The organism is Cellulomonas sp. H30R-01, from assembly GCF_010119915.1.
GTDB classification, from domain to species: domain Bacteria; phylum Actinomycetota; class Actinomycetes; order Actinomycetales; family Cellulomonadaceae; genus Cellulomonas; species Cellulomonas algicola.
Window position 1 is genome coordinate 930,558 of record NZ_CP048210.1, and the last position, 22,565, is coordinate 953,122.

Annotated in this window: 19 protein-coding genes; 14 read left to right on the forward strand and 5 right to left on the reverse strand. The window is 74.7% G+C overall.

Annotated features, from left to right (window positions below; all coding sequences use genetic code 11):
- Positions 1–5 precede the first annotated feature (5 nt).
- From GXP71_RS04110 to GXP71_RS04165, 12 genes are all read left to right on the forward strand, one after another.
- Positions 6–1,037 carry a TIGR03842 family LLM class F420-dependent oxidoreductase gene (locus tag GXP71_RS04110; protein WP_162351613.1) on the forward strand — a complete coding sequence of 344 codons (1,032 nt, stop codon included), beginning with the start codon at positions 6–8 and terminating at the stop codon, positions 1,035–1,037.
- Positions 1,034–1,912: an ABC transporter permease gene (locus tag GXP71_RS04115; RefSeq protein ID WP_162351614.1), complete on the forward strand. Its 879-nt coding sequence runs from the start codon at positions 1,034–1,036 to the stop codon at positions 1,910–1,912. Before GXP71_RS04110 ends, GXP71_RS04115 begins: the two co-directional genes overlap by 4 nt.
- The gene (locus tag GXP71_RS04120; RefSeq protein WP_162351615.1) at positions 1,909–2,808 is read left to right on the forward strand and encodes an ABC transporter ATP-binding protein; all 900 of its coding nucleotides are present in this window, start codon (positions 1,909–1,911) and stop codon (positions 2,806–2,808) included. Before GXP71_RS04115 ends, GXP71_RS04120 begins: the two co-directional genes overlap by 4 nt.
- Positions 2,805–3,626, forward strand: a complete 822-nt coding sequence (locus GXP71_RS04125) for an ABC transporter permease (RefSeq protein ID WP_162351616.1) — start codon at positions 2,805–2,807, stop codon at positions 3,624–3,626. Before GXP71_RS04120 ends, GXP71_RS04125 begins: the two co-directional genes overlap by 4 nt.
- A gap of 107 nt (positions 3,627–3,733) precedes the next feature.
- Complete coding sequence (locus tag GXP71_RS04130) at positions 3,734–4,891, forward strand: ABC transporter substrate-binding protein (RefSeq protein ID WP_162351617.1); 1,158 nt, start codon at positions 3,734–3,736, stop codon at positions 4,889–4,891.
- Between the two features lie 70 nt (positions 4,892–4,961).
- Positions 4,962–6,299, forward strand: a complete 1,338-nt coding sequence (locus GXP71_RS04135; protein WP_162351618.1) for an aspartate aminotransferase family protein — start codon at positions 4,962–4,964, stop codon at positions 6,297–6,299.
- 59 nt (positions 6,300–6,358) lie between these two features.
- On the forward strand, positions 6,359–7,123 hold the full coding sequence (locus GXP71_RS04140; RefSeq protein WP_162351619.1) for an SDR family oxidoreductase: 765 nt from the start codon (positions 6,359–6,361) through the stop codon (positions 7,121–7,123).
- 40 nt (positions 7,124–7,163) lie between these two features.
- Positions 7,164–7,835, forward strand: a complete 672-nt coding sequence (locus GXP71_RS04145) for a SigE family RNA polymerase sigma factor (RefSeq protein WP_162351620.1) — start codon at positions 7,164–7,166, stop codon at positions 7,833–7,835.
- The gene (locus GXP71_RS04150; RefSeq protein WP_162351621.1) at positions 7,832–8,506 is read left to right on the forward strand and encodes a hypothetical protein; all 675 of its coding nucleotides are present in this window, start codon (positions 7,832–7,834) and stop codon (positions 8,504–8,506) included. The genes GXP71_RS04145 and GXP71_RS04150 overlap by 4 nt, the downstream gene beginning before the upstream one ends.
- Positions 8,507–8,658: 152 nt before the next feature.
- On the forward strand, positions 8,659–10,425 hold the full coding sequence (locus GXP71_RS04155; RefSeq protein ID WP_162351622.1) for an ABC transporter ATP-binding protein: 1,767 nt from the start codon (positions 8,659–8,661) through the stop codon (positions 10,423–10,425).
- On the forward strand, positions 10,422–12,230 hold the full coding sequence (locus GXP71_RS04160) for an ABC transporter ATP-binding protein (RefSeq protein WP_162351623.1): 1,809 nt from the start codon (positions 10,422–10,424) through the stop codon (positions 12,228–12,230). The genes GXP71_RS04155 and GXP71_RS04160 overlap by 4 nt, the downstream gene beginning before the upstream one ends.
- Positions 12,231–12,318: 88 nt before the next feature.
- Positions 12,319–12,834, forward strand: coding sequence for a phosphoribosyltransferase (locus GXP71_RS04165; protein WP_162351624.1), 516 nt, complete (start codon positions 12,319–12,321; stop codon positions 12,832–12,834).
- A 7-nt stretch (positions 12,835–12,841) separates the two neighbouring features.
- Here GXP71_RS04165 and GXP71_RS04170 read toward each other — a convergent pair whose 3' ends face one another.
- The 5 genes from GXP71_RS04170 to GXP71_RS04190 all read right to left on the reverse strand — a co-directional run bounded on the left by GXP71_RS04170 (position 12,842) and on the right by GXP71_RS04190 (position 17,976).
- Entirely contained in the window at positions 12,842–13,489 is a 648-nt protein-coding gene (locus GXP71_RS04170) for a response regulator transcription factor (RefSeq protein ID WP_162351625.1), read from the reverse strand.
- Entirely contained in the window at positions 13,486–15,480 is a 1,995-nt protein-coding gene (locus tag GXP71_RS04175) for a histidine kinase (RefSeq protein WP_162351626.1), read from the reverse strand. Before GXP71_RS04175 ends, GXP71_RS04170 begins: the two co-directional genes overlap by 4 nt.
- A gap of 119 nt (positions 15,481–15,599) precedes the next feature.
- On the reverse strand, positions 15,600–16,283 hold the full coding sequence (locus tag GXP71_RS04180; protein WP_162351627.1) for a hypothetical protein: 684 nt from the start codon (positions 16,281–16,283) through the stop codon (positions 15,600–15,602).
- A gap of 189 nt (positions 16,284–16,472) precedes the next feature.
- A complete protein-coding gene (locus GXP71_RS04185; protein ID WP_162351628.1) occupies positions 16,473–17,228 on the reverse strand; it encodes a MerR family transcriptional regulator in 756 nt (251 codons plus the stop codon).
- 64 nt (positions 17,229–17,292) lie between these two features.
- Positions 17,293–17,976: an HAD hydrolase-like protein gene (locus GXP71_RS04190; RefSeq protein WP_162351629.1), complete on the reverse strand. Its 684-nt coding sequence runs from the start codon at positions 17,974–17,976 to the stop codon at positions 17,293–17,295.
- A 96-nt stretch (positions 17,977–18,072) separates the two neighbouring features.
- On the opposite strand from GXP71_RS04190, the gene GXP71_RS04195 reads away from it, so the two are divergent.
- Positions 18,073–19,950, forward strand: a complete 1,878-nt coding sequence (locus tag GXP71_RS04195; protein WP_238402609.1) for a glycoside hydrolase family 9 protein — start codon at positions 18,073–18,075, stop codon at positions 19,948–19,950.
- Positions 19,951–20,106: 156 nt separating this feature from the next.
- Entirely contained in the window at positions 20,107–22,479 is a 2,373-nt protein-coding gene (locus tag GXP71_RS04200; RefSeq protein ID WP_162351630.1) for a LamG-like jellyroll fold domain-containing protein, read from the forward strand.
- Positions 22,480–22,565: the final 86 nt, after the last annotated feature.

The following is a 22,565-nucleotide window of genomic DNA, read 5'->3' on the forward strand; positions in this document are numbered from 1 at the left end:
CGCCCGTGGACTTCGGTGTCGTCCTGCAGACCAACCCGCCCGCCTGGCGGACCGTCGAGCTCGCCCGCCAGGCCGAGACGCACGGCTTCGACTACGTGTGGACGTTCGACTCGCACCTGCTGTGGCAGGAGCCGTTCGTCGTGTACTCCGCGATCCTCGCCGCGACGCGCAAGGTGGTCGTCGGGCCGATGGTCACCAACCCCGCGACGCGGGACTGGACCGTCACGGCCTCGCTGTTCGCGACGCTCAACGAGATGTTCGGCAACCGGACCGTGTGCGGCATCGGCCGCGGCGACTCCGCGGTCCGCACGCTCAACGGGCGGCCGTCGAACCTCGCGACGCTGCGCGAGTCGATCCACGTGATCCGCGAGCTCGCGAACGACCGCGCCGTCGAGGTCAACGGCCGGACCGTCCGGTTCCCGTGGGCCAAGGGCTCCGCGCTCGACGTGTGGGTCGCCGCGTACGGGCCGCTCGCGCTCAAGCTCACCGGCGAGGTCGGCGACGGCTTCATCCTCCAGCTCGCCGACCCCGACATCGCCGCCTGGACGATCAAGGTCGTCCGCGACGCCGCGGAGGCCGCCGGGCGCGACCCCGACGCGATCCAGTTCTGCGTCGCCGCACCCGCCTACGTCGGCGACGGCGACTCGCCCGCCGCCCGCGCGCACATGCGCGAGCAGTGCCGCTGGTTCGGCGGCATGGTCGGCAACCACGTGGCCGACATCGTCGCCCGCTACGGCAGCGACAGCACCGTGCCGAAGGCCCTCACCGACTACATCAAGGCGCGCGAGGGCTACGACTACAACGAGCACGGCCGCGCCGGGAACTCGCACACGTCCTTCGTCCCCGACGAGATCGTCGAACGGTTCTGCCTGCTCGGCAGCCCGCGCGAGCACGTCGAGAAGCTCGAGGCGCTGCGCGACCTCGGCGTCACCCAGTTCGCCGCCTACCTCCAGCACGACAACAAGGAGGAGACGATGCGGCTCTACGGCGAGCGGGTCATCCCCGCGCTCGCCGACACCGTCGTGGCGACCGCATGACGACGGGCCGGCGCGCCGCACGGTCGGCGCTCTGGGGCGCCGCGGCGCTCGTGCTGCTCGTCGTGCTGTGGGAGGTCGTCAAGGCCGTCGTGCCCGACACCGGGTGGCACGTCGGCGAGGCGAGCGTCCTGCCGCGCACCGATGACGTCGCGATGCCGCACGTGTGGGACGTCGTCTCGCGCATCGGCGAGCCCGAGACATCCGCGACGGGCGCGCCGACCGTGCTCGTCGCGATGCTCCAGGCGTGCTGGTTCACCCTCCGCGTCGCCGCCGCCGGGTGGGTCCTGGGAGTCGTCGGCGGGGCGCTCGTGGCCGTCGTCATGCAGCGCTCGCGGCTCGCCGAGTCCGCGCTGCTGCCGTGGGTCGTGCTGTCGCAGACCGTGCCGCTCGTCGCGCTCGCGCCGCTCGTCGTCGGATGGGGCGGGCGCATCCACCTGGGCGCGCTCGAGTGGCAGAAGTGGATGTCGGTCGCGCTCATCGCGTCCTACCTCGCGTTCTTCCCCGTCGCGGTGGGGATGCTGCGCGGCCTGCAGTCGCCCAGCGCGGCGCAGGTCGAGCTGTTCCGGGCGCAGGCCGCGTCCTGGGGGCGGACGCTCGTCTCCCTGCGGCTGCCCGCGTCCGTCCCGTACCTGCTGCCCGCGCTGCGGCTCGCCGCGGCCACCGCCGTCGTCGGCGCCATCGTCGCCGAGGTGTCCACGGGCACCAAGGGCGGCGTCGGGCGCCTCGTCATCGCGTACGCCCAGGCCGCGAGCGGCGACCCCGCCAAGCCGTGGGCGGCCATCCTCGCCGCCGCGGTGCTCGGCCTCGTCGCCGCCGGACTCGTCACCCTGCTCGGGCTCGGCCTGGGCCGCTACCGCCACGCGGAGGTCTCATGAGCGACGTCACCACCGCCACCGAGGCGACGGGCACCCCGCCCGACGCCGCGCCCGGCGCCACGTCCCTACCGGTCGCACCCGCCGGTCCCGCCACCGCCGTCGACGTGCGCGGCGTCTCCAAGGTGTTCGCCACGCGCGCCGGCACCGTCACCGCGCTCGACGACATCCACCTGAGCGTCGCCGCGGGCGAGTTCGTGTCGCTCATCGGCCCGTCCGGGTGCGGCAAGTCGACGCTGCTGCGGCTCGTCGCCGACCTGGACCAGCCGACGTCGGGGGAGATCGCGGTGTTCGGCCGTTCACCTCGCGTCGCTCGGGAGGCCCAGGACTACGGGATCGCGTTCCAGCAGGCCGGACTCCTGCCGTGGCGGACGGTGACCGCCAACGTCGAGCTGCCGCTCGAGCTGCACGGCGTCGGCCGTCGCGAGCGCGCCGCCCGCGCCGCCGAGCTGCTCGCGCTGGTCGGGCTCACGGAGTTCGCCGGGCACTTCCCGCACCAGCTCTCGGGCGGCATGCAGCAGCGCGTCGCGATCGCCCGGTCGCTCGCCGAGAGCCCGAGCCTGCTCCTCATGGACGAGCCGTTCGGCGCGCTCGACGAGATGACGCGCGAACGCATGCAGACCGAGCTCGTGCGGCTGTGCGCCGAGTCCGGGGCGGCCGTCGTGTTCGTCACGCACTCGATCCCCGAGGCCGTGTTCCTGTCCCAGCGCGTCGTCGTCATGTCGCCGCGGCCGGGTCGGATCGCCCAGGTCGTGCCCGTCGACCTCGCGCGCGCCGACGAGCGCACCGACGACCTGCGCGAGGACGCCGCGTTCTTCGCGGCGGTCACGGCGGTCCGGGAGGCGCTGCACGGTGGCCACGGGTCCGGCGTCCCGACGCGCGGCGTGGACGTCCGGTGAGCGCCGCGAGCACCGGCGGCGCCCTCCGCGCCGGTCGTGCGGGCCGTGCCACGCGTCTCGGGCGGTGGCTCGCGCCCGTCCTGGTCGGCGTGCTCGCGCTCGTCGCCTGGCAGGCGGTCGTCGTGGTCGCGGACCTGCCCCCGTACCTGCTGCCGAGCCCGACGGCGATCGTCGAGCAGCTCCGGCAGGTCGTGCCGCTCGTGTGGTCGGCCGCGCTCGCGACGGGTGCGAACGTCCTCGTCGGGCTGCTCGTCGGCGGGGTGACCGCCGTGCTCGCGGCCGTCGTGGCCGCCCGCAGCCGGATCGTCGACGGGCTCATGTCGCCGACGGCCGCGGCCGTGTCGGTCATGCCGATCGTCGCGCTCGCCCCCGCGCTCAACACGCTGTTCGGCACGACGTCGACGACCCCGCGCCGGCTCGTCGTGGCCGTCGTGGTCTTCGCCCCGGTGTTCGTCAACACGCTGCGCGGGCTGCGGCAGGTGCAGCCCGTGCACCGCGACCTCATGCGGGCCTACGCGGCGTCGCCGTGGCAGGTCACGCGCACGGTGACCGTGCCGGGCGCGCTGCCGTACCTGTTCACCGGCATGCGGATCGCGTCGTCGACGGGTGTCATCGCGGCCGTCGTCGCCGAGTACTTCGGCGGGCTGCAGAACGGGCTCGGCTCGCGCATCACCGCCGCCGCCGCGAACAGCGCGTACGCCCGCGCGTGGGCGTTCGTGCTCGGCGCGATCCTGCTGGGCCTCGTCCTCTACCTCGCGACGGCCGCGCTCGAACGTGCCGTCGCCCGCCGGAACGGCGCGGTCCCCGACGGGACCTGACGCCGCCCACCCGTCCCGCCTGCCGACGACGCCAGGTGCGGTCGACCGCGACTCGCCCCCTCCGGCGAGCGCGCCCCGCCAGTGCCGCCCCCCAGGAAGGACCCGAGATGACCCCCACCAGGCGTTCCGCGTGGACCGCGACGGCTGTCGGCGTCGCCACCGCGCTCGTGCTGTCGGCGTGCAGCAGCGGCAGCGGCGACCCCGAGCCCGAGGCGTCGGGCGACTCCGACGGGCTGACCCCCGTCACGCTCCAGCTGCAGTGGTTCACCCAGGCCCAGTTCGCCGGCTACATCGCGGCGGTCGAGCAGGGCTTCTACGAGGACGAGGGCCTCGACGTCGAGATCGTCGAGGGCGGCGTCGACATCGTCCCGCAGTCCGTGCTGGCCGACGGGTCCGTCGACTACGCGATCGCGTGGGTGCCGAAGGCGCTCGCGTCGCGCGAGCAGGGCGCGGGGATCACCGACGTCGCGCAGATCTTCCAGCGGTCGGGCACGCTCCAGGTCGCGTTCGCCGACTCGGGCATCACCTCGGCGGCGGACCTGCGGGGCAAGAAGGTCGGCAACTGGGGCTTCGGCAACGAGTTCGAGCTCTTCGCGGGCATGACCGAGGCGGGCCTCGACCCGGCGACCGACGTCACGCTCGTGCAGCAGCAGTTCGACATGAACGCGCTGCTGTCGGGCGAGATCGACGCCGCCCAGGCCATGACGTACAACGAGTACGCCCAGGTGCTCGAGGCCGTGAACCCCGCGACCGGCGAGCTCTACCAGCCCGAGGACTTCACGGTCGTCGACTGGAACGACGAGGGCACCGCGATGCTCCAGGACGCGATCTGGGCGAACTCCGAGCGCCTCGCGTCCGACGCGGAGTACGAGGAGACGACGGTCAAGTTCCTCAAGGCGAGCCTCGAGGGCTGGATCTGGGTCCGCGACAACCCGGAGGAGGCGCGTGACCTCGTCGTGGCCGCGGGCTCGCAGCTCGGCGCGAGCCACCAGCTGTGGCAGGTCAACGAGGTCAACAAGCTCGTCTGGCCGTCGCCGGGCGGCATCGGGATCATCGACGAGTCGGCCTGGGAGCGGACCGTCGACATCGCTCTGAACACCAAGAACGACCAGGGCGCGACGGTCATCACGGCCGAGCCGAGCGCCGACGCCTACACCAACGAGTACGTCGACAAGGCGCTCGAGGAGCTGCGCGCCGAGGGCGTCGACGTCGACGGCGCCGACTTCCAGGCCGCCGAGGTGACGCTCGAGCCGGGCGGCAACTGACCCACACCCGTGCGGCGCGGGTGCACCCTGCCCGCGCCGCACGGCCCGGCACGACCGACGAGGGGGAGACGTGAGCGTCCCGACCAGCACGACCATCCATCCCGACGACGCCGCCGCCGTGCGGCTCGACCGCGAGCACGTCTTCCACTCCTGGTCAGCCCAGGCGGCGCTCGACCCGCTCGTCCTGGCCGGCGGCTCCGGCTCGCACGTCTGGGACTCGTCGGGCCGCCGCTACCTCGACTTCTCGAGCCAGCTCGTCAACACGAACATCGGCCACCAGCACCCGCGCGTCGTCGAGGCGATCCGCGCGCAGGCGTCGACGCTCACGACGATCGCACCGTCGACCGCGGCGCTCGTCCGCGGCGAGGCGGCGGAGCGGGTCCTGGCGCACGCGCCCGCGGGCTTCTCGAAGGTGTTCTTCACCAACGGCGGCGCCGACGCGAACGAGAACGCGATCCGCATGGCGCGCCTGCACACGGGCCGCGACAAGGTCGTGTCGCACTACCGCTCGTACCACGGCAACACCGGCGCGGCCGTCGTCGCGACGGGGGACTGGCGGCGCGTGCCCAACGAGTACGCGCGCGGTCACGTGCACGTGTTCGGCCCGTACCCGTACCGGTCGGAGTTCTGGTCGACGACCCCCGAGCAGGAGGCCGAGCGCGCGCTGCACCACCTGGAGCGCGTCATCCAGTCCGAGGGCCCGACGTCGGTCGCCGCGATCCTGCTCGAGACGATCCCCGGCACGGCCGGCGTGCTCGTCCCGCCGCCCGGCTACCTGCGCGGCGTCCGCGAGATCGCCGACCGGTACGGGATCGTGCTGGTCCTCGACGAGGTCATGGCCGGGTTCGGCCGCACCGGACGCTGGCTCGCGCTCGACGGGTTCGACGTCGTGCCCGACCTCATCACCTTCGCGAAGGGCGTCAACTCCGGGTACGTCCCCGCCGGCGGCGTGATGATCTCCGACGCGATCGCGCGCACGTTCGACGTGCGCGTCTTCCCGGGCGGCCTCACGTACTCCGGTCACCCGCTCGCGATGGCGGCCATCGTCGCGACGCTCGACGCCATGGCCGACGAGGGGATCGTCGACCACGCCGCCGCCGTCGGGCGCGACGTCCTCGCTCCCGGCCTGGCCGCGCTCGCGGCCCGCAACCCGCTCGTCGGCGAGGTCCGCGGGCTCGGGGTGTTCTGGGCCGTCGAACTCGTGCGCGACCGGGAGACGCGCGAACCGGTCGACGCGTCCGTCGTCGGCCGCATCCGGGCCGGAGCCCTGGCCCGCGGCCTGCTGCCGTTCACCGCCGACAACCGCGTGCACGTCGTGCCCCCGTGCGTCGTCACGCCCGACGAGGCGGCGCACGGTCTCGAGATCCTCGGCGACGTGCTCGACGCCGTCGCCGCCGACGTGCTGTGATGCGCGACGGCACGCCCGACCGCCACCCGCACGACCGTGAGCAACCCCAGGGAGACCCGATGAGCACCGCCCCCGTCCGTCCGCGCCGCGCCGTCGTCACGGGCGCCTCGTCCGGGATCGGCGCCGCGACCGTGCGGCGGCTGCGCGCCGAGGGCTGGGACGTCGTCGCGACGGCTCGTCGGGCCGACCGGCTGGAGGCGCTCGCTGCCGAGACCGGTGCGGAGGCGTTCGTCGCCGACGTCACGTCCGACGACGACGTGGCCCGCCTCGCCGCGCACGTCGCCGCGACAGGCGGGCTCGACGCGCTCGTGAACAACGCCGGAGGCGCCCTCGGCCTCGACCCCGTCGAGACCGCTGACCTCGAGCAGTGGCGCACGATGTACGACCTCAACGTGCTCGGCACGCTGCGCGTCACGAAGGCCTTCCTGCCGCTGCTGCGCGAGCGGGGCGAGGGCGACGTCGTCGTGGTGACGTCGACCGCGGCGCACGGCGCCTACGAGGGCGGCGCCGGGTACACCGGCGCCAAGCACGCCGAGCGGATGCTCGCCACGACGCTGCGCTGGGAGATCGTCGGCGAGCCGATCCGGGTCATCGAGGTCGCGCCCGGCGCCGTCGCCACCGAGGAGTTCTCGCTCGTGCGGTTCGACGGCGACGAGGCGCGCGCCGCCGCGGTCTACGAGGGGTACCAGCCGCTGGTCGCCGACGACATCGCTGACGCGATCACCTGGGCGCTGACCCGCCCGCCGCACGTCAACGTCGACCTCCTCGTCGTCCGCCCGCGCGCGCAGGCGCACAACACCAAGACGGCCCGCACGGGCGTGTAGCCGGACGCAACCTTGGACCCCGCCCAGCCGTGTACGGGGTATGACGACACTGTCGACCGAGGGGAGCGCCGTGGACCGCGGTGACCCGGCCGACGTCGACGAACGCGTCGACGTGCTGCTCGCGGGTGGGCGAGCGGCCGACGACCCGGACCACGAGTCGGAGTTCGCCGCGTTCATGCGCGAGAGCGCGCCGGCGCTCGCGCGGACCGCGTGGCTGCTGTGCGGCGACGAGCACCGTGCGCAGGACCTCGTGCAGCTGGCGCTCATGCGCACGTACCTCGCCTGGCCGCGCGCCCGTCAGCGCGACCCCGTGGCCTACGCGCGTCGCGTCCTGGCGAACGCCCGGATCGACGCGTGGCGCAAGGTCCGCCGAGAGGTGCTCACGGCGCCGCACGACCTTCCGGACGGGATGGTGGCGGAGGAGGCCCGGTCGCACGCGGACCGGGACCAGCTGGTCCGGGCGCTGCGCACCCTGACAGCGCGACAGCGCCGGGTCGTCGTCCTCCGCCACCTCGTCGGCCTCTCGGAGCAGGAGGTCGCCGACGACCTCGGCGTGTCGGTCGGGACCGTGAAGTCGACCGCCTCGCGCGGTCTCGCCCGGCTCCGAGTCGCGCTGGCGGAACCCGGGCCGATCGCCAGCACGTTGCCGCCGAGCGGGTCACGGCCCGCGACCGGCTCCCCGGCAGAGCCCGGGAAGGAGACCCGCGCATGAGCACCGACGAGGACTTCGCGCGCGCACTGCGTCAGCGGGTGGAGCTGGTCGCGCCCGACATCCGGGTCGACACCGGTCGCGTCGTCCCGGGGGCGCGCCGCCTGCGCCGCCGCATGCGCGTCGTCGCCGCCCTCGCGACGGCCGCGGTCGCCGCAGGCGCGGGCACGGCCGCCGCGCTCGGCGGGTCGTGGTCCGGCCCGACCGTGGCGGCGACCCCGGACGCGACGTGGGCGCCACCCGCATGGTTCGCCGAGCAGCGGCGCGAACGGGCCGAGTACACCCGCACGGTCGGCGGCTGCCTGGAGGCGCTCGGGTGGAGCGTGACCGTCGACGTCGACGGAACGCTGAGCGCGCTCCGCAACAGTCCCGACGACTCCGATCCCGGGGCGCGCCTCGACGACCTGCGACGGTGCCACGAGGAGAACGGGTACCCGTACGACGCCCCGGCGCGCGAGCTCACCGCCGAGGAGGCCCGCACGGCCCACGCGAAGGACGTGGACTCGTGGCGCTGTTGGCAGCACGAGGGGTACGACCTCGAGGCGCCGCCGCCGCTTTCCGAGTACCTCTCGCGCGCGGGCGCCGTCGGGTGGGACGCGCTCCAGTTCAGCGGTCTGTCAGAGCGTGAGCGTGCGGAGCTGCTCGCCACCTGCCCGCTGCGCCTGGTCGGCTAGCGACCGGGACGGCCGTCCCCGTCGCCTGCGGCACGACCGTCTCGGGATGCAGGACGGGTGGGGTGCCCCGGGCGGCTTCGAGGAGCCGTTCGTAGGGTGGACGGGTGCCACCGTCCCCTCCGACCGCCGCCGGTCGGGCCACCCCCCGCGCGATGCTCCGACTCCTCACCTGGGCGCGCCCTGCCGTGCCGCGGGTGCTGCTCGGCGGCTGCACCGCCCTCGGCGCGAGCATGCTCGCGCTCGCGGTCCCGCAGGTGCTGCGCGCGATCGTCAACGGGCCGCTGCTGACGGACTCGTCGCGGCGCGGCGTGGTGCTCGGCGCGCTGCTCGTGCTGGGGCTCGGCGTGCTCGAGGCGGTGCTCGTGTGGAGCCGGCGCGCACTCATCCTCACGCCGGGGACGACCGTCGAGCGGGAGATGCGCACGTCGCTGTTCCGGCACCTGCTCGACCTGCCGGTCGCGTTCCACGACCGGTGGTCGGGCGGGCAGCTGCTGTCCCGGGCGATGTCGGACCTCGGAACCATCCGCCGCTGGATGGTCTTCGGGCTCGTGATGCTGCTGGTCAGCGCGACGACGCTCGTCGTCGGCGTCGTGCTCATGGTCGCGACGAGCTGGCAGCTCGGGCTCGTGTACGTCGCGGGCGCGATCCCGATGGTGTGGCTGAGCTTCCGGTTCCGCACGGGGTACCGGGACGTGGCCCGGCGCGCGCGGGACCAGGCGGGCGACCTCGCCACGGCGGTCGAGGAGTCCGTGCACGGCATCCGTGTGCTCAAGGCGTTCGGCCGCGGGGACGACGCGCTCGACGACTTCGTGCGCCAGGCCGACGAGCTGCGCGAGACCGAGATCCACAAGGCGCGCACGCTGTCGCGCGTGTCGTTCGCGCTCGGCGCGATCCCGGAGGCGGTGCTCGCGGTGTCGCTCGCGGTGGGCGTCACGCTGACCGCGCGCGGCGAGATCACCGTCGGCGCACTCGTCGCGTTCTTCGCGACCGCGGCCGTCGTCAACCAGCCCGTCGAGCGGCTGGGTGCCCTGCTCGCGATGACGCTCGACGCGCGCGCGGCGACCGACCGCTACCTCCAGGTGATCGACACCCCCTCGACGGTCACCGACCCGGCGCGGCCGTCCCACCTGCCGCCGGCCGGCCCGCACGGCGCGCGCCTCGTGCTGGACGGCGTGCGGTTCGGGCACGGCGACGGGCCCGACGTGCTCGCGGGTGTCGACCTCGTCGTCGAGCCGGGGGAGACCGTCGCGCTCGTCGGGCTCACGGGCAGCGGCAAGACGACGCTGCTGCAGCTCGTGCCGCGCCTGTTCGACGTCACCGCGGGCCGCGTCACGGTCGACGGCGTCGACGTCCGCGACCTCACGCGCGCCGAGCTCCGCGCGGCCGTCGGCGTCGCGTTCGAGGACCCGATCCTCTTCTCGACGAGCGTCCGCGAGAACGTCCTGCTCGGCGTCGACGCCGCCGGCGCGACCGACGACCGGCTCACGCGCGCGCTCGACGTCGCCCGCGCCGAGTTCGTGCACGACCTGCCCGACGGCGTCGAGACCGTCATCGGCGAGGAGGGCCTGAGCCTGTCGGGCGGGCAGCGGCAACGCGTCTCGCTCGCGCGCGCGATCGCCGTCCGACCCCGCGTCCTGCTGCTCGACGACCCGCTCTCGGCCCTCGACGTCACGACCGAGGCGGAGGTGACGCAGCGCCTGCGCGCGGAGCTCACCGGAACGACGACGCTCGTCGTCGCGCACCGACCGTCGACCGTCGCGCTCGCCGACCGCGTCGCGGTGCTGGAGGACGGCCGGATCACCGGCGTCGGCACGCACCGCGACCTGCTGGCCCATCACCCGCACTACCGGTTCGTGCTGACCGCGCTCGCGGCGACCGAGCACGAACCGGTCGACGACGAGGTGGAGGCGGCCCGATGAGCGCGACCACGCTCGACCACCCGACCGCCGACGACGCACGCGAGCGGTCGCGCGAGGCGCGTCGCCGGTCCCTCGTCCTGCTCCGGTCGCTGCTGCACCCGGTGCGTCGGCCGGTGTGGCTCACGGTGGCGCTCGTCGTCGGGTCGCAGGTCGCGGCGGTGTCCGGGCCCGCGCTCGTCGCGTACGGGATCGACCACGCGCTGCCCGCGCTGGTCGACGGGAACAGCACGCCGGTGCTCGCGGTCGCGGCGACGTACCTGGTCATCGCGGTCCTCGGCGGCGTGCTGGTCGCGGCCACCGTGCGCGCGTCGGCCCGCGTGTCCCAGGCGATCCTGCTGGACCTGCGCCGCCGCGTCTTCCGGCACACGCAGCGGCTCAGCCTGGAGTTCCACGAGCGGTACACGTCGGGCCGCATCATCAGCCGCCAGACGTCCGACCTCGACGCGGTGCGCGAGCTGCTCGACGGGGGCGTCACGACGCTCGCCGCGGGCGTCCTGTCGATGGTCCTCACCGCGGTCTCGCTCGCGATCCTCGACCCGCGCTCCGGGCTCGTCCTGCTCGTCGCGGTCGTGCCCGGTGTGCTGCTCAGCCGCTGGTTCCAGCGCCGCTCGCAGGCGCAGTACCGGCGCAACCGCACCGCGGCCGCACGCGTCATCGTGCGGTTCGTCGAGACCATGACCGGCATCCGTGCGGTGCAGGCGTTCCGCCGCGAGCCGCAGGTGCAGGGCGCCTACGACGCGCTGTCGGAGCAGTACCGCGAGTCCAGCGCGGGCTCGATCCGGCTCAACGGGTGGTTCGACTCGGGCCTCGTCCTCATCGGCAACGTCACGGTCGCGACGGTGCTGCTGGTCGGCGGCCTGCGGGCGCTGGAGGGCGACCTCGCGGTCGGCGTGCTCGCCGCCGCCGTGCTGTACGCGCGGCGGTTCTTCAGCCCGCTGCAGCAGATGGCGATGTTCTACAACTCCTTCCAGTCCGCCACCGCCGCGTTGGAGAAGGTCGCCGACCTCCTCGCGGAGGAGCCGTCGGTGCCCGACCCCGAGCACCCCGTCCGTCTGCCGCACGCGCGCGGCGACGTGCGCTTCGACGGCGTGACGTTCGGCTACGGGGACGGCCCGACGGTGCTGCACCGGCTCGACCTGCACGTCCCGCCCGGCCAGACGGTGGCGCTCGTCGGCGCGACCGGCGCGGGCAAGTCGACCGTCGCGAAGCTGCTCACGCGGTTCTACGACGTGCGGACGGGCGCGGTCACGATCGACGGCGTCGACGTGCGCGACCTCGACCCGGTGGACCTGCGCCGGGCGGTCGTCATGGTGACGCAGGAGGCGTACCTGTTCTCCGGGTCCGTCGCCGCCAACATCGCGCTCGGCCGCCCGGGCGCCACGCGCGGCGAGGTCGAGGCCGCGGCGCGCGCGGTCGGCGTGCACGACCTCGTCGCGTCGCTGCCCGACGGGTACGACACCGAGGTCGACAAGCGCGGGGTGCGGCTGTCGGCGGGCCAGCGTCAGCTCGTGTCGTTCGCGCGCGCGTTCCTCGCGGACCCCGCGCTGCTCGTGCTCGACGAGGCGACGAGCTCGCTCGACGTGCCCGGTGAGCTGCTCGTGCAGGAAGGGCTCGGCACGCTGCTCGCCGATCGGACCGCCGTCGTCATCGCGCACCGCCTGTCCACCGTGATGGGCGCCGACCGGGTGCTTGTCGTCGAGGGCGGGCGCGTCGTGGAGGACGGGTCGCCGGGCGACCTGGTGGCCGCCGGCGGGCGGTTCGCCGCGCTGCACGAGGACTGGCAGCGCTCGCTCGACCGGGCCTGAGCGGCGTCCCCCGTCGAGCGCCGCTCGGGCGCCTTCACCCGGGACCTGCGGGCAACGTGCCGCAACGCGCGCGACCTACCCTGACGGCATGGCGACCACCGAGGCAGCACCCGGCCAGGACCTCCCCGCGGACCGGGAGGTGCTCGACTGGGCGCTGTTCGGCGTGGCCGTCCGCGAGCTCGCGCAGGCCGTCGTCGACTCGGGCTTCACGCCCGACCTCGTCGTCGCCGTCGCGCGCGGCGGGCTCCCGCCGGGCGGTGCGATCGCCTACGCGCTCGGCACGAAGTCCGTCGGGACGCTCAACGTCGAGTTCTACACGGGCGTCGACGAGCGCCTCGACGAGCCGCAGCTGCTGCCCCCGCTGCTCGACACCGACGCCCTGCACGGCCTGACGGCCCTCGTCGTCGACGACGTCGCCGACACGGGCGAGACGCTCGCGCTCGTGCAGCGGCTCGTCGCCGGGCACTGCGCCGAGGCGCGCGCCGCGGTCCTGTACGCGAAGCCGCGGTCGGTCGTCGAGCCGGACTACGTGTGGCGGCGCACCGACCGCTGGATCACCTTCCCGTGGTCGGCGGAGCCGCCGGTCCAGGCCGCCCCAGCCTGACGGCGGCCTACGCCCCTCCGAGCCCCTCCTCGCGCGCCCGCACGATCGCCGCGGACCGGTCGGGCACCGCGAGCTTGGTGAGCACGTTCGCGACGTGGTTGCGGACGGTCTTGGGGCTGAGCGCCAGCCGCTTCGAGATGACCGCGTTGTCGAGCCCGGCGGCGACCAGGTCGAGCACCTCGCGCTCGCGGTCGGTGAGCTGCGGGAACGGCACGCGCGTCGCGGCCCGGCCACCGAGCACGTACGACATGGCCCGCTGGGCGACGGCGGGGGACAGGATCATCTCCCCGGCGGCGACGGCCCGGACGGCCCGCTCGACGGCGTCGGGCGGCGCCGACTTCACGAGGTAGCCGCGGGCGCCGGCGCGGACGGACGCGACGACCGCGTCGTCGTCCTCGTGCATCGTCACCACGAGCACCGCGAGGCCCGGCCGGTCGCGCAGCAGGTCACGCGTGAGGTCGACGCCCGACCCGTCGCCGAGGTCGAGGTCCATGAGGACGACGTCCGCCTCGACGCTCCCACCGAGCAGGGTGCGCGCCTCGGCGGCGGACGCCGCCTGACCCGTGACCCGGATGCCGGGCAGCGAGTCGAGCAGGGCGGCCATCCCGATCCGGAAGACGGGGTGGTCGTCGACGAGGACGGCACGGACGGTCACGCGAGCACCCCCTCGGCGCCGACGTCGGCCGCGTCGGACGCCTCCGGCACGAGCGGCAGGACGGTCCGCACCCGCACGCCACCGCCGTCGCGGTCGACCCACGCGACGGACCCGCCGAGCTCCGCGGCCCGCTCGCGCATGGACCGCGTCCCGACGCCGGGCGTCCGGTCGGCAGGCATGCCGTGCCCGTCGTCGTCGCACGTCACCACGACCGTCGCCCCGTGCACCGCGGCGGCGACCGTGCACGTCGCGGCACCGCTGTGCCGGGACGCGTTCGTGACGGCCTCGCTGACGATCCCGTACGCCGCAGCGGCGACCCGCGGGTCGAGCCCGTCGAGCGCGACCGCGTCGACGTCGAGCGTCACGGTGAACCCGGTCGCGGCCGTCCGCCGCGCGAGGTCGTCGAGCGCCGGGGCGAGCCCCTGCTCGTCGAGCACGGGCGGCAGCAGGCTGCGGGACAGCAGCCGCACGTCCTCGACGCGCTGCGTCACCTCGGCCTGGAGCGCGTCGAGCACCGCGGCGGCCGCGGCCGGGTCCCGGTCGAGCGTGTTCCGTGCGCCCTGCAGCCCGAGCCGCAGCCCGGTGAGCCACGGGCCGATCCCGTCGTGCAGCTCGCGCCGGATGAGGGTGCGCTCGGCGAGCCGTGCGCGGGTGGCGGCGTCGCGAGCGCGCACGAGGTCGGCGGTGCCCTGCGCGAGCGCGACGCCCGCGGCGACGACGGGCGCGAGGTGGTCGAGCGCGTCGGTCGAGCGGGCGTCGAGCCGCTCGCCCGGGCGGGCGGTGAGGGCGAGCGAGCCGACCCGTCGCCCGCTGTGCTCCAGCGGCCGCTCGACGGGGGCGGACGTCGCGACGCCCCACGTCGCCTCGACGCCCGGACGCGCGCCGCGCACGGTGACCGACTCCAGCCGCAGCGCCTCGCCCAGCGCCCCGGCGAGCCCGCGGAGCAGGTCGTCGGCGTCGGCCGCGGCGGACAGCTGCCGCCCGACGCGCAGCGCCGCCCGTCCCGGAGTGGCCGCCTCGCCGTACACGAGCACGCGGACGCGCCGCCCGAGCCACCCGTGCACGGGCTGGACGGCGGCCGCCACGCCGGCGGCGGCGAGCACCTGCGCGACCACGTGGCTGTCGACGAGCGCGCCGACGCCGACCAGCACGACCGCGTACACGACGGCGAGCCCGAGCGTCAGCAGTGACGCGACGGCCGCGCGGCTCACCGCGAGGTCGATGCCCCACAGCCGGTTGCGCAGCACGGTCGTGAGCAGCGCGACGGGGAACAGCGCCTGGCACGCGAGGTGCACCAGCGGCACCGCGAGGACGATCTCGAACGGCGTGTCGGCGAACGCGAGCGGCAGGAACGACAGCGCCATGAGCGCGACACCGGCGGCGAGCAGCCCGAGCCCCGGACGCTCGGCGACCGGTCCTCGCGCCCGCCGCCACCAGGTCGCGACGGCCGTGACGAGGCCGACCACGACGGTCGCCACGACCGCACCGGTGTTGTCGGTCTGGGGCAGCAGCAGCCGCTGCAGGGTGAAGACGGCGGTCGTCGCGACACCGAGCGCGAGGCCGGCGCGGGCCCACCACGACGGGCGGGTCTCCCGGACGAGCCACGGCACGACGAGGAACAGGGCGAGCGTGCCGGGTACCCACGCCCAGCTGACGAGCGACGCGACGGCGGGCAGCGGAGGCAGCGCCGGGTGCGCGCCCTGGTAGGCGCCCCAGCCGCTGCCGAACGTCGCGAGCGCACCGCCGACGCCGGTGACGACGACGAGCCAGCCGACCACGTGCGAGCGGCGCGCGACGATCACGGCACCGACCGTCCCGTAGACGAGGCCGACCATGACGTCGACCGCGGTGAACAGCAGCTCGGGCGTCGCGGGCTCGCGCGCGGCGACGAGGAGCAGCACGCCCATGAGCGTGAGCAGGTACGTCACCAGCGCGAGCGCGACGGCGGTCCGGGGCCGGCCGCCGCGACGCGCGACCACGGCCGTCGTCATGGCGTCACCGTAGGGGCTTCCTCCCAGGCACGGGTACGACCCCGCCCGGGTGAACCGGACGAGGTCGTCCCGCTGGTCGTGCGGTGGCACCCGTGCCTCCGCGGCTGGGGCGCGGTCGCTCAGCGCCGGTCGCCGAGCGCGAAGCCCAGCGCGACGACGACCAGCCAGATCGGCCCGACGAACCCGGCGAGGTACTGCAGCGGCGAGACGCCGGTGAGGACCGTGAGCGCGCCGAGGACGACGCTGACCCACCCGATCCACTTCGGGGCGGCGGCGTGCCGCAGCGACGCGACGCCGAGCGCGAGGGCGGACAGGCCCGCACCGAGCCACAGCCAGGGGATGGTCGCGACCCAGTCGGTGTAGAACGCGGCGGACTCCGGGACGACCATCGAGGTGTCCTGGAACGCGAACGTGAACTGCGTGTCGAGGCCGCTCCCGAGGAGCATCGCGGCCGCGGTGAGCAGCAGCCCTGCGGCGGCGATCCCGCCGTGCAGCGACCCGGCGGGCGCCTGCTGGTCGAGGCGTCGCCGCAGCCCCGCGCCGAAGATCGGCAGCAGGACGACGGTCAGCGCCGCCAGCACGTGGAACACGAGGAACGTCGACTGCTTGGTCGCGGCGTCCTCGATCATCGCGACGGGGTCGCCGGCGGTCTTCTCCCAGTCGACGCCCGCGGCGAGCGACGCCTGGATCGCGCCGATCGCGAGGGCGCCGGCGGCGACGCCGGTCCACGCCCAGGCGCGGCTGGTCGCCGACCCGGCCCGACGCGTCGTGGTGGCCGTCGGCTCGGCGGTGGTGCTGGTCATACGGGTGCTCCTTCGTCGGGGCGCCGGCGGACGTGCCGGCGGCTGACGAGGAGACTCGGCGGGCGGTGCGCCCGGGCACCAGGGCGCCGAGCCCGGATGCCCGGGCACTTCTCCCGGGCGGCGCGCCCGGCGGACGTCGTCCACCGGGCGTGCCGGGGCGTGCTGCCGAGCGGGCGCCCGGCACCGCCGTCAGAGGTGACGGGCCGCGTACTCGTGCAGCGCGTCGCGGACGAAGGTGGCGCCCTGCTCGCCCCCGTAGTTCTTCGCGAACCGCGGGTCGGCGACGTACATGTCGGCGAGCCCGACGACGTACTCGCGGACCGGGGCGGTCCCGTACCCGGGTGTGCCGGGGATGCCGCCGAGCCACGCGACGTGCCGCCGCGCGAGCTCCTGGGCCTCGTCGGACCGGGGGTCGACGCCGGCCTCCGCCGCGGCGCCCCAGTCGCGACCGAGCTGCGCGGCCTCCTGCTGGAACTCGCGCTTCTGCTGGTCGGACAGGCCGCGCCACCAGGTGTCACCCTGCGCGTACGCGTCCTTGCCCCAGCGCTCCTCGACCTCGTCCTGGTACTGCGTGTGGTCGAAGCCGTCGAACATCTCGTCGGCCATGATCGGTTCTCCTCCCTGTCGTGCGGTGAGGGTCCGCTCGACGGACGCGGCCTGCCGGGCGAGCCGCTGCTGCTCGTCGCGGAGCCAGGCGAGGTGCCGTCGCAGCGCGACGGTCTCGTCCTGCTCGCGGTCCAGCACCCGGCCGATCTCGGTGAGCCCGAGGCCGAGGTCGCGCAGGAGCAGGATCCGCTGGAGCCGGACGAGGGAGTCCTCGTCGTACCAGCGGTACCCGTTCTCGCCGACCCGGCTGGGCTCGAGCAGCCCGATCTGGTCGTAGTGCCGCAGCGTGCGGCTCGTGGTGCCCGTCAGCCGGGCGACCTCCTGGATCGAGGCCTCCACCGCGTCCTCCCGTACGTTCCCTGTGTGGTCCTGATCCACGGTAGGAGTTGACGCAGCGTCAAGGTCAAGCGTGCGGCGCGACCTCGTCGCGGAGGGTCGGGGCCAGGCGCCGCAGCACCTCGTCGCGCAGCGCCGCGGGGGAGTCCACGACGGTGACCGCGCCTGCGGCCTCGAGCTCGCCCGGGGCGGCGTACCCCCAGGTCACGCCGACGCAGGAGACGCCGTGCTCGGCCGCACCGTGCACGTCGTGCTCGCGGTCGCCGACCATGAGCGTGACCGCGGCCTCGGGCCGGTCGGCGAGCGAGGCGAGCGCGCGGGCGATGACGTCGGCCTTCGTCGAGGTCTCGTCGAGCGGGGCGCCGAACACGCCGTCGACGAGGTCCGCGAGGCCCAGCCGGTCGCAGATCGGCCGCGCGAACACCTCGGGCTTCGCCGTCGCGACGACGAGCGCGAGCCCGGCGGCGCGCAGGTCCCGCAGCACGTCGGTGATGCCGTCGAAGACGGTCGCGTCGTACATCCCGACGTCCGCGAAGGCGGTCCGGTAGGCGTGCACGACCTCGTCGACGCGGTCGGCCGGCACCCCGTGCGCGCGCAGGGAGTCCCAGATCGGCGGGCCGACGAACGAGCGCAGCACGTCGTCGGGCGGGACGGGCAGTCCGGCCGCGCGATAGGCGGCGCGCACGGACGCGGTGATGCCGGGCGCGGAGTCGAGGAGGGTGCCGTCGAGGTCGAGGAGGACGAGGGGCATGGGACCGATCCTCTCCCGGGCGTCCGAACGCCGCCGGGCCGTCCGTCCCGGGCCGTAGGGTGGCCGCCGTCGGCCTGCCGCGACGAAGGGACGGACATGACCAGCCAGGACGCACCCCGCGTGCGCGTGAACCAGGTCGGCTACCTCACGCACGGGCCGAAGACGGCGACGCTCGTCACGGGTGCGACCGAGCCGGTCGCGTGGCGGCTGCTCGACGGTGACGGTGCCGTCGTGGCCGAGGGGGAGTCCGTGCCGCGCGGCCACGACCCGTCCGCGGGGCTCGACGTCCACGTGCTGACCTTCGACGACGTCCGCACGCCCGGCACCGGCTACGTGCTGGCGGTCGACGAGGCGACGAGCGACCCGTTCGCGATCGGCGCCGACCTCTACGACGACCTGCGCGTCGAGTCGATCGTCGTCTTCTACGGCCAGCGCAGCGGCATCGCGATCGAGGAGGACCTGCTCGGCCCCGGCTACGGGCGCGCCGCTGGGCACGTGGACGTCGCCCCCAACCGCGGCGACGGCGCGGTCCCGTGCCTGCCGGCCGCGCACGCGACGACGGCGGACGGCGTCGACCTCTACGAGGGCTGGACCGGCGACTACACGCTCGACGTGACCGGTGGCTGGTACGACGCGGGCGACCAGGGCAAGTACGTCGTCAACGGCGGCATCGCGGTCGCCCAGCTGCTGGGCCTGTACGAGCGTGCGGTGCGCACCGGCACGGACGACGCGCTCGGCGACGGCTCGCTGCGCGTCCCGGAGCGCGGGAACGGCGTCCCCGACGTGCTCGACGAGGCGCGCTGGGAGCTCGAGTGGATGCTCCGCATGGTCGTGCCCGACGGTGAGCCGTACGCGGGTCTCGTGCACCACAAGGTGTCCGACGAGCGCTGGGTGCCGCTGCCGACGCTCCCCGCCGACGACCCGCAGCCGCGCTTCCTGCACCGCCCGTCGACCGCGGCGACGCTCAACCTCGCGGCGGTCGCCGCGCAGGGTGCCCGCGTCCTCGCGCCGCACGACGCCGCCTTCGCCGAGCGCCTGCTCGCCGCCGCCCAGGCGGCCTACGACGCTGCCGCGACGCACCCCGTCGTGCTCGCGCCCGACACCAACACGCTCGAGAACGCGGGCTCCGGCCCGTACGACGACCTCGACGTCGACGACGACCGCCTGTGGGCCGCCGCGGAGCTCTACCTCACGACGGGCGAGGACCGGTACGCCGCGGACCTGCGCGCCAACCCGTACCGCCTCGGCGGCGAGCGCCCCGCGTTCCAGCCCGAGGGGTTCGACTGGAACCACGTCGCCGCGTGGGCACGACTCCAGCTCGCGACCGTCGAGAGCGCGCTGCCGGAGCGGTCGCTCGTGCGCGCGTCCGTCGTCGACGCCGCCGACGCGCTCGTCGAGCAGCAGGCGACGCAGCCGTTCGGCCTGCCGTACGTGCCGACGAACGGCCGCTACGACTGGGGCAGCAACGGGCTGATCCTCAACAACCTCGCCGTCCTCGCCGCCGCGCACGAGATCACGCACGACGACCGCTACCGCGACGCCGTCCTGCGTGGCGTCGACTACCTGCTCGGCCGCAACGCCCTGGGCGTCTCCTACGTGACCGGCTTCGGGACGCACGCCGTCCAAAACCAGCACAGCCGCTGGTACGCGCACGCGCTCGACCCGGCGCTGCCGCCCCCGCCGCGCGGGACCGTCTCCGGCGGGCCCAACTCCGACTGCCCCGACCCGGTGTCGGCGGCGCTCGCGGGCAGCCCGGCGCAGCGCTGCTTCGTCGACGACGTGCACGCGTACGGCGTGAACGAGATGACGATCAACTGGAACTCGGCGCTCGCATGGGTCGCGTCGTACCTGGCCGGCCTGGGTGACGGGCGTGGACCCGGGCGCGGCGAGGGCGCCCGTGCCCTCGACGAGCCGGTCCCGACGACCGACGAGGAAGCGGCCGCCGACGAGGACCGCGTCCCGGCCGAGGGATGACGCACAGCGCGACGTGGGCCGTGTCTGGATCGACTGGTCGTCCTACAACGATGTACATCTGTCGCACAACGTTGTAGATTCCGGATTCGGCGCATTCGTGCGGCATCGCCGCCGCTCGCGCCGTGTCCTGCGTCCGACGTCGCACCAGGAGTTCCGATGGCCCGTCGCCCCGTGCGCGCCGCCCTGACGGCCGCCGCCCTCACCCTCGCGCTCGCCGTCACGAGCGCCCCCGTAGCCCAGGCGCACCGCCGCCCGGCCGAACCGCCACCGCCGACCTTCCAGGACGTCTCCGTGCACGACCCGTCGGTCGTCACCTCGGGCGACGAGATCTGGGTGTTCGGCAGCCACCTCGCGGCCGCGAAGACCGACGGCCTGCTGCACTGGGAGAAGGTCGCCGACGGCGCGAACGCCGACAACCCGCTGTTCGACGACGTCCGTGCCAATCTCGCGGAGACGTTCGCGTGGGCCCAGTCGGACACCCTCTGGGCGGCCGACGTCATCCAGCTGCCCGACGGCCGGTACGCGATGTACTACAACGCCTGCAAGGGCGACTCGCCCCGCTCGGCGATGGGCGTCGCGGTGAGTGACGACGTCGACGGCCCCTACGTCGACCAGGGGATCTTCCTGCGGTCGGGGATGTGGGACCAGCCGTCGGACGCGGTGGACGGTGCGATCTACGACGCGCGCGTGCACCCCAACACGGTCGACCCGGACGCGTTCGTCGACGCCCAGGGCACCTGGTGGCTCGTGTACGGCTCGTACTCGGGCGGCATCTTCATCCTGGAGCTCGACCCGTCCACCGGGAAGCCGGTCGCGGGCCAGGGCTACGGGAAGCACCTCGTCGGCGGGAACCACAGCCGCATCGAGGGACCGACCGTCATGTACGACACGCGCACGCGGTACTACTACCTCTTCCTCTCGTTCGGCGGCCTCGACGCGAACGGCGCCTACAACGTCCGCGTCGCGCGCTCGAAGAACCCCGACGGCCCGTACCTCGACGCCGCCGGGAACGACATGTCGCAGGTCAAGGCCGACCCGACCGAGCCGCTGTTCGACGACGCGTCGATCGAGCCGTTCGGCACCAAGATCCTCGGCAACCACCTGTTCGCGCGTGAGGTCGGCGACCCCGGCGAGGGCCCCGGCACCGGCTACCTGTCGCCAGGCCACAACAGCTGGTACCGCGACCCCGAGACCGGCGAGTCGTTCCTCGTCTTCCACTCCCGGTTCCCGGGCCAGGGCGAGCAGCACGAGGTGCGCGTGCACCAGATGTGGATGAACGCCCAGGGCTGGCCCGTCCTCGACCCGTACCGCTACGCGGGCGGCGACGACCGGCGCGTCGAGCGCAAGGACGTCGCGGGGGAGTACGCGCTCGTCACGCACGACAAGGCCCTCACCGCCGACCAGCGCCGCTCGACCGCCGTGACGCTGACCGCCACCGGCAAGGTCACCGGCTCGCTCACCGGGAAGTGGTCGCTGACCGGCAAGAACCAGGCCCGGATCGACGCGGGCGGCACGCGCTACGAGGGCGTCTTCACGCGCTCGTGGCAGCCGGACCAGGCGCGCTGGGTCGTGACGTTCAGCGTGCTGTCCCGTGACGGCGTGACGCTGTGGGGGAGCGCGGTCCCGTCGCTGACCGCGAAGCAGGCCGTCGACGCGGTCGTCGCCGACCTCGACCTGGGCGACACGTCCGGCGTCGTCGCCGACCTCACGCTGCCGACCACCGGCACGCACGGCACGACGATCACGTGGGCGTCGTCCGACCCGGCCGTCGTCTCGACGACCGGCGACGTGACCCGTCCGGAGGCGGGTGCGGGCGACGCGCACGTCACGCTCACCGCGACCGTCCGCAACGGCACGGCCCAGCGGGCGGCGACCTTCGACGTCACCGTCCTGCAGCGCGTCGCGGGCGGCGTCGTCGGCTCGTGGTCCTTCGAGGGCGACCTCGCCGACGGCACGGGCACGCACGCGCCGGCGGCGACGACCGGCCCGCGCATCGACCAGGCCGGCGGCACGGTCACGTACGTCGCCGACGGCGCGCGCGGGCAGGCCGCCCACCTCGACGGCACGTCCGGTGTCCGGCTGCCCGACGGCCTCGTCTCCGGCTCGACGTGGTCCGCGTCGATGTGGCTGCGCCCGCAGGTGCTCACGCCGTACACGACCGCGTTCTTCGCGGCGCGCGACACGAACAGCTGGGTCAGCGTCGTCCCGCGCGGCCACGACGGCGTCGGCGGCTCGACGATGGTCTGGTCGGGCGCGCAGTGGTACGACGCGGGGACGGGCACGCAGATCCCCGTCGGGGAGTGGAGCCACGTCGCGGTCACGGTCGACGGCGGGGACGTCGTCGTCTACGTCGACGGCGAGGCGCGCTACACGGGGACCGGCTTCCCCGACCTCCTCACGACGACGACCGGGGCCTTCGCGCTCGGCGTCAACTGGTGGGACACGCCGTTCCAGGGCGACGTCGACGAGGTGTCCGTCTGGAGCTCCGCGCTCACCCCCACGGAGGTCGCCGCGCTCGCGACGCGCTGACCTCCCCTCTGCGGCCCGGTCGTCATGCCCTCCCGTGACGGCCGGGCCGCGGCCTGCGCGGACGCGTTCGCGGTGGCGGACCCCGC